The organism is Nocardiopsis metallicus (genome assembly GCF_014201115.1).
GTDB lineage: Bacteria > Actinomycetota > Actinomycetes > Streptosporangiales > Streptosporangiaceae > Nocardiopsis > Nocardiopsis metallicus.
Genome location: NZ_JACHDO010000001.1, coordinates 6976605 through 6988548 on the forward strand (window position 1 = coordinate 6976605; position 11944 = coordinate 6988548).

General features: G+C 63.5%; 7 protein-coding genes and 3 rRNA genes. 6 read left to right on the forward strand and 4 right to left on the reverse strand.

The features are described from left to right. The first annotated feature begins 20 nt into the window (after positions 1-20). The 3 genes from HNR07_RS30810 (at position 21) to rrf (ending at position 5188) form a co-directional block, all read left to right on the forward strand. Positions 21-1553 (forward strand): 16S ribosomal RNA (locus tag HNR07_RS30810). 332 nt (positions 1554-1885) lie between these two features. After that, positions 1886-4981: ribosomal RNA gene (locus tag HNR07_RS30815) — 23S ribosomal RNA — on the forward strand. Positions 4982-5072: 91 nt separating this feature from the next. Further along, positions 5073-5188, forward strand: a 5S ribosomal RNA gene (gene rrf, locus HNR07_RS30820). Together the 16S, 23S and 5S rRNA genes form the textbook arrangement of a ribosomal RNA operon. A 480-nt stretch (positions 5189-5668) precedes the next feature. Here rrf and HNR07_RS30825 read toward each other — a convergent pair. The 3 genes from HNR07_RS30825 to HNR07_RS30835 all read right to left on the reverse strand — a co-directional run bounded on the left by HNR07_RS30825 (position 5669) and on the right by HNR07_RS30835 (position 8148). Beyond that, positions 5669-6262: a methylated-DNA--[protein]-cysteine S-methyltransferase gene (locus HNR07_RS30825; protein ID WP_281387214.1), complete on the reverse strand. Its 594-nt coding sequence runs from the start codon at positions 6260-6262 to the stop codon at positions 5669-5671. Beyond that, positions 6259-7728, reverse strand: a complete 1470-nt coding sequence (locus HNR07_RS30830) for an AlkA N-terminal domain-containing protein (protein ID WP_376769983.1) — start codon at positions 7726-7728, stop codon at positions 6259-6261. Before HNR07_RS30830 ends, HNR07_RS30825 begins: the two co-directional genes overlap by 4 nt. 69 nt (positions 7729-7797) lie before the next feature. Beyond that, on the reverse strand, positions 7798-8148 hold the full coding sequence (locus HNR07_RS30835; RefSeq protein WP_184369539.1) for a hypothetical protein: 351 nt from the start codon (positions 8146-8148) through the stop codon (positions 7798-7800). A 148-nt stretch (positions 8149-8296) separates the two neighbouring features. On the opposite strand from HNR07_RS30835, the gene HNR07_RS30840 reads away from it, so the two are divergent. The 3 genes from HNR07_RS30840 to sucD all read left to right on the forward strand — a co-directional run bounded on the left by HNR07_RS30840 (position 8297) and on the right by sucD (position 11159). Then, positions 8297-8707 carry a cobalamin B12-binding domain-containing protein gene (locus HNR07_RS30840; RefSeq protein WP_184369541.1) on the forward strand — a complete coding sequence of 137 codons (411 nt, stop codon included), beginning with the start codon at positions 8297-8299 and terminating at the stop codon, positions 8705-8707. 376 nt (positions 8708-9083) lie between these two features. After that, positions 9084-10265 carry an ADP-forming succinate--CoA ligase subunit beta gene (sucC, locus tag HNR07_RS30845; protein WP_184369544.1) on the forward strand — a complete coding sequence of 394 codons (1182 nt, stop codon included), beginning with the start codon at positions 9084-9086 and terminating at the stop codon, positions 10263-10265. Positions 10266-10280: 15 nt separating this feature from the next. After that, positions 10281-11159 carry a succinate--CoA ligase subunit alpha gene (sucD, locus tag HNR07_RS30850; protein WP_184369547.1) on the forward strand — a complete coding sequence of 293 codons (879 nt, stop codon included), beginning with the start codon at positions 10281-10283 and terminating at the stop codon, positions 11157-11159. Between the two features lie 102 nt (positions 11160-11261). Here sucD and HNR07_RS30855 read toward each other — a convergent pair whose 3' ends face one another. Beyond that, positions 11262-11831: a DUF1707 SHOCT-like domain-containing protein gene (locus HNR07_RS30855; protein WP_184369549.1), complete on the reverse strand. Its 570-nt coding sequence runs from the start codon at positions 11829-11831 to the stop codon at positions 11262-11264. Between the last annotated feature and the right edge of the window lie 113 nt (positions 11832-11944).

Consider the following 11944-nt stretch of genomic DNA (forward strand, 5'->3'; position numbering starts at 1 on the left):
CCGGGATGGGTTGTTTGACCTTTATGGAGAGTTTGATCCTGGCTCAGGACGAACGCTGGCGGCGTGCTTAACACATGCAAGTCGAGCGGTAAGGCCCTTCGGGGTACACGAGCGGCGAACGGGTGAGTAACACGTGAGCAACCTGCCCCTGACTCCGGGATAAGCGGTGGAAACGCCGTCTAATACCGGATATGACCTGTCACCTCATGGTGGCGGGTGGAAAGTTTTGTCGGTCAGGGATGGGCTCGCGGCCTATCAGCTTGTTGGTGGGGTAACGGCCTACCAAGGCGATTACGGGTAGCCGGCCTGAGAGGGCGACCGGCCACACTGGGACTGAGACACGGCCCAGACTCCTGCGGGAGGCAGCAGTGGGGAATATTGCACAATGGGCGAAAGCCTGATGCAGCGACGCCGCGTGGGGGATGACGGCCTTCGGGTTGTAAACCTCTTTTACCACCAACGCAGGCTCCACGTTTTCGTGGGGTTGACGGTAGGTGGGGAATAAGGACCGGCTAACTACGTGCCAGCAGCCGCGGTAATACGTAGGGTCCGAGCGTTGTCCGGAATTATTGGGCGTAAAGAGCTCGTAGGCGGCGTGTCGCGTCTGCTGTGAAAGACCGGGGCTTAACTCCGGTTCTGCAGTGGATACGGGCATGCTAGAGGTAGGTAGGGGAAACTGGAATTCCTGGTGTAGCGGTGAAATGCGCAGATATCAGGAGGAACACCGGTGGCGAAGGCGGGTTTCTGGGCCTTACCTGACGCTGAGGAGCGAAAGCATGGGGAGCGAACAGGATTAGATACCCTGGTAGTCCATGCCGTAAACGTTGGGCGCTAGGTGTGGGGACTTTCCACGGTTTCCGCGCCGTAGCTAACGCATTAAGCGCCCCGCCTGGGGAGTACGGCCGCAAGGCTAAAACTCAAAGGAATTGACGGGGGCCCGCACAAGCGGCGGAGCATGTTGCTTAATTCGACGCAACGCGAAGAACCTTACCAAGGTTTGACATCACCCGTGGACCTGTAGAGATACAGGGTCATTTAGTTGGTGGGTGACAGGTGGTGCATGGCTGTCGTCAGCTCGTGTCGTGAGATGTTGGGTTAAGTCCCGCAACGAGCGCAACCCTTGTTCTATGTTGCCAGCACGTTATGGTGGGGACTCATAGGAGACTGCCGGGGTCAACTCGGAGGAAGGTGGGGACGACGTCAAGTCATCATGCCCCTTATGTCTTGGGCTGCAAACATGCTACAATGGCCGGTACAATGGGCGTGCGATACCGTAAGGTGGAGCGAATCCCTTAAAGCCGGTCTCAGTTCGGATTGGGGTCTGCAACTCGACCCCATGAAGGTGGAGTCGCTAGTAATCGCGGATCAGCAACGCCGCGGTGAATACGTTCCCGGGCCTTGTACACACCGCCCGTCACGTCATGAAAGTCGGCAACACCCGAAACTTGTGGCCTAACCCTTCGGGGAGGGAATGAGTGAAGGTGGGGCTGGCGATTGGGACGAAGTCGTAACAAGGTAGCCGTACCGGAAGGTGCGGCTGGATCACCTCCTTTCTAAGGAGTCTTTTGAAGGCCAACGCTTCCTATTGTTGGTCGGACTCGAAAGTGGACCTGAGCGTCCGGGCCTTGAGGGTCTGGTGCGACTCGGGAGTGGCTGAAGTGAAATCGGACTTGAACCCCTGGCGACTAGAAGCGTCGGGGGGCGCGCTGTTGGGTATCTGAGGAAGCAATCCCGGCCATCGGCTCCTTTCGGGGGGCGGGTGGTCGAGTTGGTTCCCGCTACCACCTCTGAGAACTCCCAGCTTTCGGGTTGGTGTGAGGTATCGGGGTTTGTGGTTGGTGTTTTGATTTGTGAATAGTGTGCGCGAGCATCTTATTATCTGTAGTGGCCAAGTGATAGTGGCACACGGTGGATGCCTTGGCATCAGGCGCCGATGAAGGACGTGGGAGGCCACGATAGGCCGCGGGGAGCTGTCAACCGAGCTTTGATCCGCGGGTGTCCGAATGGGGAAACCTAGCCCGAGTTGTGTCGGGTTGCCGCTACCTGAATGTATAGGGTAGTTGGTGGTGACGCGGGGAAGTGAAACATCTCAGTACCCGTAGGAAGAGTAAACAACAGTGATTCTCCTAGTAGTGGTGAGCGAACGGGGAAGAGGCTAAACCGCATGCGTGTGATAGACGGCAGTCGTTGCGTGTGCGGGGTTGTGGGATGCATCTTTTCAGGTCTGTCGGCCTGGAGCGCCGATGATTTTTCTAGCTGAATCCGTTGGGAAGCGGTACCGGAGTGGGTGAGAGTCCCGTAGGTGAAGGAAGAGTCTAGGTGTTGATGTTCTCCCGAGTAGCGCGGAGCCCGAGAAATTCCGTGTGAATCTGGCAGGACCACCTGCTAAGCCAAAATACGTCCTGATGACCGATAGTGCACTAGTACCGTGAGGGAAAGGTGAAAAGTGCCCCGGTGAGGGGTCGTGAAATAGTACCTGAAACCGTGTGCTGTCAAGCCGTCAGAGCTGAAGCTTGTCTTTGGTGATGGCGTGCCTTTTGAAGAATGAGCCTGCGAGTCATGGTGTGTGGCGAGGTTAACCCGGGTGGGGTAGCCGTAGGGAAACCGAGTCTGAATAGGGCGTTTGAGTCGCATGCTGTGGACCCGAAGCGGAGTGATCTACCCATGTCCAGGGTGAAGCGGGGGTAAGACCTCGTGGAGGCCCGAACCCACCAGAGTTGAAAATCTGGGGGATGAGGTGTGGGTAGGGGTGAAAGGCCAATCAAACTCCGTGATAGCTGGTTCTCCCCGAAATGCATTTAGGTGCAGCGTCACGTGTTTCTTGCTGGAGGTAGAGCTACTGTTTGGCTGATGGGCCCTACAAGGTTACTGACGTCAGACAAACTCCGAATGCCGGTTAAGTGAAGCGTGGCAGTGAGACTGCGGGGGATAAGCTTCGTAGTCGAGAGGGAAACAGCCCAGATCATCAGCTAAGGCCCCTAAGCGTGTGCTAAGTGGGAAAGGTTGTGGAGTTGCTGAGACAACCAGGAGGTTGGCTTAGAAGCAGCCATCCTTTAAAGAGTGCGTAATAGCTCACTGGTCAAGTGGTTCTGCGCCGATAATGTAGCGGGGCTTAAGTACACCGCCGAAGCTGTGAAGTTCAGTCCTTAGGGACTGGGTTGGTAGGGGAGCGTCGTGCATCCAGTGAAGCTGCCGAGTGATCGAGTGGTGGAGGGTGTGCGAGTGAGAATGCAGGCATGAGTAGCGAAAGCAACGTGAGAAACGTTGCCGCCGATTGACTAAGGGTTCCTGGGGCAGGTTAATCCGCCCAGGGTGAGTCTGGACCTAAGGCGAGGCCGACAGGCGTAGTCGATGGATAACGGGTTGATATTCCCGTACCCGTGCACGAGCGTCCAGTACCGAATCAGGTGATGCTAACCACGCTGGATCCTTCAAAATCCTTCGGGAGATTGTTGGTGTCTGGTCTGGGACCCGAGCTTGTAGTAGGTAAGTGATGGGGTGACGCAGGAGGGTAGCTCTACCCGGCGGTGGTTGTCCGGGGGTAAGCGTGTAGGCCGAGGGGTAGGCAAATCCGCCTCTCATGAAGGTTGAGACGTGATGCCGAGCCGTTTTCGGTGAAGTGAGTGATCCCATGCTGTCGAGAAAAGCCTCTAGCGAGTTCGTGTGTGGCCAGTACCCTAAACCGACGCAGGTGGTCAGGTAGAGAATACCGAGGCGTTCGGGTGAACCATGGTTAAGGAACTCGGCAAATTGTCCCCGTAACTTTGGGAGAAGGGGAGCCCTGTCTGGTGACGGATCTTGCATCCTGAGCTGGGTGGGGTCGCAGATAGCGGGGGGAAGCGACTGTTTATTAAAAACACAGGTCCGTGCGAAGTCGTAAGACGCTGTATACGGACTGACGCCTGCCCGGTGCTGGAACGTTAAGAGGACTGGTTAGTTGGGGTTCGCCCCGGCGAAGCTAGGAATCTAAGCGCCAGTAAACGGCGGTGGTAACTATAACCATCCTAAGGTAGCGAAATTCCTTGTCGGGTAAGTTCCGACCTGCACGAATGGCGTAACGACTTCCCCACTGTCTCAACCATGGGCCCGGTGAAATTGCACTACGAGTAAAGATGCTCGTTTCGCGCAGCAGGACGGAAAGACCCCGGGACCTTCACTATAGCTTGACATTGGTGTTTGGGATGGTTTGTGTAGGATAGGTGGGAGCCGGTGAAGCTGTCACGCTAGTGGCGGTGGAGGCGTTGGTGAAATACCACTCTGACTGTTTCGGGCATCTAACTTTGGACCGTGATCCGGTTCGGGGACAGTGTCTGGTGGGTAGTTTAACTGGGGCGGTTGCCTCCCAAAGAGTAACGGAGGCGCCCAAAGGTTCCCTCAGCCTGGTTGGTAATCAGGTGTTGAGTGTAAGTGCACAAGGGAGCTTGACTGTGAGACGGACGTGTCGAGCAGGAGCGAAAGCTGGGACTAGTGATCCGGCACCGGCGTGTGGAAGCGGTGTCGCTCAACGGCTAAAAGGTACCCCGGGGATAACAGGCTGATCTTCCCCAAGAGTCCATATCGACGGGATGGTTTGGCACCTCGATGTCGGCTCGTCGCATCCTGGGGCTGGAGTTGGTCCCAAGGGTTGGGCTGTTCGCCCATTAAAGCGGCACGCGAGCTGGGTTTAGAACGTCGTGAGACAGTTCGGTCCCTATCCGCTGTGCGCGTTGGAGACTTGAGAAGGGCTGTCCCTAGTACGAGAGGACCGGGACGGACGAACCTCTGGTGTGCCAGTTGTCCTGCCAAGGGCATGGCTGGTTGGCTACGTTCGGGAGAGATAACCGCTGAAAGCATCTAAGCGGGAAGCTTGCTTCGAGATGAGGTCTCCTGCCTCCTTTGAGAGGGTAAGGCTCCCTGTAGACGACGGGGTTGATAGGCTGGATGTGGAAGCCCTGTGAGGGGTGGAGCTGACCGGTACTAATAGGCCGAGGGCTTGTCCGCTGCAGATAATTGGATGTTCGCGCACGCTTGTTCACGAAAGCTTGGCTGTCGTGATTCCCTTTCGGGGTTGAGTCATGGTGGTTGTTGGTTTCCGTGGTGGTTTTAGCAGGAGGGTCACACCCGGTCTCATTCCGAACCCGGTCGTTAAGTCTCCTTGCGCTGATGGTACTGCTCTGTGATGGGGTGGGAGAGTAGGTCGCTGCCACGGTTTTTCTTGAGGGGAGGGGGTTCGTTCTTCGGAGCGGGCCTCCTCCTTTTTTGTTGTGGGGGTTTGTGAACATGTGAACAGTGGGGGTTGTTACCCGTCAGGTTCTCCGTGATCTTGCTACCAGGAGCGAGTTGGGCGCCCTCGACTTTCGCGCTTTCTGGAATTATGGGAACTTATGTCCTTTATCTGCCGCTCTGCCTATTTCGCCGGTATTGATGTATCCGAAGGCGACATGAGCGTTCGACCACTGGCAAACGTGGGCATAGCAGCCCAACTGGCCTGGACGGATGCCGTGTCTAGAGCCTGCGCGCCCCCTGGTCCGTGAGCCCCACGGAGCCAGGGCACTTCATCGAGAGCCACCAGACATAACGGTCATTAGGCAACACAACCTGACAAAACTTCGAAAACCACGAAAGTCGAGGGCGCCCAACTCGCTCCTGGTAGCAAGATCACGGAAGAGGAGGGGCGGGTTGTCCGGTTTTAGGCTCTGCGTTCCATGGTCCTGCTCTGTTCCAGGCCCAGCAGGTACTGCTTGCGTTCCAGCCCGCCCGCGTAACCCGTCAGGCTTCCGTTGGCGCCGATGACGCGGTGGCAGGGGACGATGATGCTGATCGGGTTCCTCCCGTTGGCCATGCCGACCGCCCGGGAGGCCGTCGGCCGCCCCAGTTCTTCGGCGAGCTGGCCGTAACCGGCGGTCTCCCCGTACGGGATGGTGGTCAGCGCCCGCCACACCCGCAGCTGCCAGGCGGTCCCGGCCGGGGCCAGCGGAAGATCGAACTCCTTGAGCTCACCCGCGAAGTACGCGGTCAGCTGCCGCTCCACCTCCGTGAACGGTTTCGCGTCGGCCACCCAGTTCTCCGGGACCGCCCTGCTGACGCCCTCCTTGGGCGGGGTCAGCACCCCGCCCAGGGCCTCTCCGTCACCGTACAGCGTCAGCTCGCCCAACGGCGAACCCATTGTCGTGTAGTAAGTCGGGCCCGGCAGCGGTTCGCGGAAGCGCACCGCTGTCTCCCGTGGCGGGGCGGTCGGCTCCTGGGGCAGGTCCAGCGGAAGTACGTCCTGTTCGGTGTTCATTCGATCCCTCTCGGCGCTGTCGTCGTGTCGAGCGAGGCCCACAGCAGGTGGGTGGCGTACGAGCGCCAGGGGCTCCACTCCTTGGCCTCCCTGGCCGCTGCGGCCGGGGTCGCCGTCAGGCCCGCACGCTCCAAAGCCTGGCGCACCCCCAGGTCGGTGGACAGGAAGACGTCCGGGTCCCCGAGTCCGCGCATCCGAACGTATCCGGCGGTCCACGGGCCGATCCCGGGCAGTTCCACCAGGCGTCGCTCCGCTTCGTCCCGGTCGCAGCCCGGACCCAGGTCTACCTGGCCTGAGGCGATCGCGTCCGCCACGTTGATCAGCGCCCGCCCCCGTGCGACGGGGACGGACAGTTCAGCCGGGTCGGCGGCGGCCAGGGCCCCCGGCGAGGGGAAGGTGTGGGTGAGTCCGCCGTCGGGGACGGCCAGTGGCTTCCCGAACCGGCTCACCAGACGTCCCGCCAGAGTACGCGCGGCCCGCACTGAGACCTGTTGACCGAGAACGGCTCGGACCGCGAGTTCGGCCGGGTCCACGTGACCGGGGGCGCGAACCCCGGGGCGCTGTCGGAGGACGGGGCCGAGTACGGGGTCCTGCCCCAGTACCTCGGCCACGGCCTGCGGGTCGGCGTCCAGGTCCAGTAGGCTCCGGCAGCGCCGCACCGCGCTGGCCAGGTCACGCGGCTCGGACAACCACAACCGGCACAGCACGTGCCCCTCCACCCCGGAGAGCTCCACGACAGCGGGTCCGTTCGGCAGCCGCAGCGTTCGCCGGTACACCCCGCCCTTGTACTCCTCCACCCCCGGGACCGCGCGGTCGCCGAGGAAGGAGAGCATCCCGGTCAGGTCGATCCGCCCCCGGTAGGGCAGTCGCAGCGCCACCGCACCCGGGGGAGCGGGTACCGATCCGCGCCGCCCCGCCGCCGCGCGCATCTGTGACGGCGAGCGGTCGAACACCGAGCGCATGGTCTCGTTGAACTGCCGCACACTCGCGAACCCGGAGGCGAAGGCGGCGTCGGCCATCGGCATGTCCGTGGTCTCCACCAGGACGCGGGCGGTGTGCGCCCGCTCGGTTCGGGCCAGGGCCAGCGGACCGGCGCCCACCTCGGCCGAGAGCAGGCGGTTCAGCTGGCGTTCGCTGTAGCCGAGGGCGTCGGCGACCGCTCCCACCCCGCCCCGGTCGACGGCTCCGTCGTGGATCAACCGGATGGCACGGCCGACCACGTCGGCCCGCACGTTCCATTCGGGTGATCCGGGAACGGTGTCCGGGCGACACCGTTTACACGCGCGGAACCCCGATTCCTGCGCTGCGGCGGCGGTCCGGTAGAAGCACACGTTCTCCCGGCGAGGGGTCACCGCGGGACAGCTGGGCCGGCAGTAGATGCCGGTGGTGCGCACGGCGGTGTAGAAGACCCCGTCGAAGCGGGAGTCCCTGCTGTGTACCGCGCGGTAGCGCTGCTCGTCGTCCATCACAACCACCATGGTCATCGATGCGGGGGATCCGGTGCTGGCGGTTTTCGGACATGGACCTCGCCGGGGTCAGTCCTTGCCTTCCGGAGCTTCCTCGCCCTCGGGCGCGCTCCTGCTCCCCGTGCTTTCGCTCCCGGCGTCCTCTCCGTGCTCACTGAGGTACTCGATGTAGACGGGGCGTAGCGCCTCCTGGACGCCGGGGTCGCTCTCGGCGGAGAGCGCCTCGTAGAGGAAGGAGGACGCCTGGGCGACGCTGGCTTCGCTGGCCTCCTTGTTGCCCGCGACGGCCTCGGCCGCCGGGATCAGCCCCAGCAGCCGCCAGAAGAAACGTACGTCCCATCGCCGCCGTGCCAGCTCCACGGCGCGCTCTCGCAGGTCTTCGGTGCTGGTCTGCTCGAATCCGGTGACGTGGTCGTCCATGCTCGGAAGATACCCGCCCCCGTGCCCCGCATCACTGAGTGACCTGCGTTACTCTTCACTCGAGTTCATCATCTCCCTCCGAGGCGTCCGGGGAAGCCCTCACAAGGGGTGTCGGGTGTCCGCGGGGGACGTAGTTAAGGGGTAGGCCATGGCCGAGACCGCCGCGCGCGTCATCGTCGCGAAGCCGGGGCTGGACGGGCACGACCGGGGCGTCAAGATCGTCGCCCGGGTCCTGCGTGATGCCGGAGTGGAGGTTATCTACACCGGTCTGCGCCAGACCCCGGAGATGATCGTCGCCGCAGCGCTCCAGGAGGACGCCGACGCCATCGGCCTGTCGGTGCTCTCGGGCGCCCACATGACCATGTTCGGGCGGGTCATGGAGCTGCTGCGCGAGAACGACGCCACCGACATCCGGGTGTTCGGCGGGGGCATCATCCCCGACTCCGACATCGCGGAGCTGGAGGCGATGGGCGTGGCGCGGGTCTTCACCCCGGGGGCGCCGACCGCGGAGATCGCGGAGTGGGTCAGCGAGAACATCCGGCCCGCACACGCGGCCTGACCGACGCTCGGTCCACATCGTGACGTTCGTCGCACCTCGGCAGAAGTCCGAAGTGGGGTCGAATGGCACCGGATCGGTGTTATCCGCCGTGGCACTGGTCACATATTTTCCCACGTGTGCGCGGCCCAGCGCCGCGTGAGCGGCTTTTGGGGCAGGGAACACACGGCCAACGCGACCCTGGTGTCCGGCGGCCAGATCTCAGGCGACTAAGCTTTGCGCATGTCGCGGGTGGCAAGGCCGCGGCGATCTCGATCTCTGTAGGCGGCTCAGCCCCACCGGGGTATGCGTCGTGTGACACCTATCAGGTGAGTCACCGCCGATCCGGACACGCCACCCCGGTACACACTGAGCCAGCGAGTTACAAGGACGGACCCTCGTGGACCTGTTCGAATACCAGGCGAAGCAACTCTTCGCAGAGTACGGGGTTCCCGTACCCCAGGGGAAGGTGGCGAGCACGGCCTCTGAGGCCCGTGCCATCGCTGATGAGTTCGCCGCCGCGGGCAAGCCCCGCGTCGTCGTGAAGGCCCAGGTCAAGACCGGTGGTCGCGGTAAGGCCGGTGGCGTTAAGGTCGCCGAGGGCCCCGAGGACGCCCAGGCCAAGGCCGAGCAGATCCTCGGCATGGACATCAAGGGCCACACGGTCCACCGTGTCCTGGTCGAAGAGGCGAGTGACATCGCCGAGGAGTACTACTTCTCCTTCCTGCTCGACCGCGCCAACCGTGACTTCCTCTCCATCTGCTCCAAAGAGGGCGGCGTGGAGATCGAGGAGGTCGCCGAGACCAACCCCGACGCCGTCGCCAAGATCTCGATCGACGCCCTGAAGGGCGCTCCGGCCGAGGTCGCCGCGGAGATCGTCAAGGCGGGCAACCTGCCCGAGGCCGCTGTCGCGGGTGCCACGGAGATCGTCTCCAAGCTGTGGGACGCCTTCGTCGGCAAGGACGCCACCCTCGTGGAGGTGAACCCGCTCATCCTGACCAAGGACGGCCGGGTCGTCGCCCTCGACGGCAAGGTGACCCTGGACGAGAACGCCGAGTTCCGCCAGGACCTGGAGAGCCTGACCTTCGCCGAGGAGGGTGACCCGCTCGAGGTCGCCGCCAAGGCCAAGGGCCTCAACTACGTCAAGCTCGACGGCGAGGTCGGCATCATCGGTAACGGTGCCGGTCTGGTCATGTCGACCCTGGACGTGGTCGCCTACGCCGGTGAGAACCACGGCGGTGTCAAGCCCGCCAACTTCCTCGACATCGGTGGCGGTGCCTCCGCCGAGGTGATGGCGAACGGCCTGGAGATCATCCTGGGCGACCCCGCCGTCAAGAGCGTGTTCGTCAACGTCTTCGGCGGTATCACCGCCTGCGACGCGGTTGCCAACGGCATCGTGCAGGCGCTGGAGCTTCTGGAGAAGCGCGGCGACGACGTCAGCAAGCCGCTGGTTGTGCGCCTGGACGGCAACAACGCCGAACTGGGCCGCCAGATCCTCGACGAGCGCGCCCACCCGGCCGTGAGTCGAGTCGACACGATGGACGGCGCCGCCTCTCGGGCCGCCGAGCTCGCGGCGAAGTAGGGGACGGAACACACCATGGCTATCTTCCTTAACAAGGACAGCAAGGTGCTCGTCCAGGGCATGACCGGCTCTGAGGGCACCAAGCACACCCGCCGTATGCTCGCGTCCGGCACCAACATCGTTGGTGGCGTGAACCCGCGCAAGGCCGGGCAGAGCGTCGACTTCGACGGCACCGAGGTGCCCGTCTTCGGCTCCGTCGCCGAGGGCATGGCCGCCACCGGCGCCGACGTCACCGTGATCTTCGTTCCGCCGAAGTTCTCGAAGGACGCCGTCATCGAGGCGATCGACGCCGAGATCGGTCTGGCCGTCGTGATCACCGAGGGCATCCCGGTCCACGACACCGCCGCCTTCTGGGCCTACGCCGGTTCCAAGGGCAACAAGACCCGGATCGTCGGCCCGAACTGCCCCGGTCTCATCACCCCGGGCCAGTCCAACGCCGGCATCATCCCGGCCGACATCGCCAAGCCGGGCCGCATCGGTCTGGTCTCGAAGTCGGGCACGCTCACCTACCAGATGATGTACGAGCTGCGCGACATCGGCTTCTCGTCCGCCGTCGGCATCGGTGGCGACCCGATCATCGGCACCACGCACATCGACGCCCTGGCGGCCTTCGAGGCCGACCCGGACACCGACGTGATCGTGATGATCGGTGAGATCGGTGGCGACGCCGAGGAGCGCGCCGCTGACTTCATCAAGGACAACGTGACCAAGCCGGTCGTCGGCTACGTCGCGGGCTTCACCGCCCCGGAGGGCAAGACCATGGGCCACGCCGGCGCCATCGTCTCCGGTTCCTCCGGCACGGCCGCCGCCAAGAAGGAGGCCCTCGAGGCCGTTGGCGTCAAGGTCGGCAAGACCCCGAGCGAGACCGCTCAGCTGGTGCGCGACCTCTTCTAGAGGGACTGCGCCCCGCAGGGCTTTCGTTCAGAACGGCTCCGCCCCGCCACCGGGTTCCCGGTCGGTGGGGCGGAGCCGTTCGTGCGTGGGCCGCTTTTCGGGTCAGCCGCCGCCGAGCTGCTCGGGCGGGTTGCCGCGCAGCCGCCGGTTGCGCTGGGCGATCAGCTGCCCGGTGAGCGGCCCGAGCACCAGCAGGCAGAAGAACCCCAGGAAGATCGTGATGGCGGAGACGCTGCCGCTCATGAAGGCGGGCGTGCCCCAGATCAGCAGGAGGAACCCGCCCCACCCGGCGAGCCCGGCGATGTTCGCCCCGTTGCCGCGCTCGCCCCGGGTCACGTCACGCCGGTACTCCTCACGCCAGTCCACCTCATCCGAGCCGGCCCTGGCTTCGGCGGCGCCCGAACCCTCGCCTGCGCGGGTCTCGGGGACGGCGGGCGCGGGGCCGACCGGTTCGGGGCCGGTGACGGCGCTGGGGGCCAGCCTGCGCGGCAGGTCCTCGAAGAGCGGGAGCAGGTCGGTGTTGTTGACCGCCCGGAGCGCTGCGTCCATGCGCCGCTCGTGCTCCTGCGTGTCCAACCGCCCCTCTTCGAACGCCACCCGCAGGTTCCCGAGCGCTTCGTCGCGTTCGGTGTCGGAGAGCCGGTAGCGGCGGTCGGGGTCGGGCTCTGCCATCAGGCGTCCTTCGTAGAGGGGGTGACCGGGTCCACATCTTACGACGTATCTCGTTTGTTCCCCGTTCCACAGCGGCGATGCGGACACGACACGCGCGGCCGGGATACCACGGA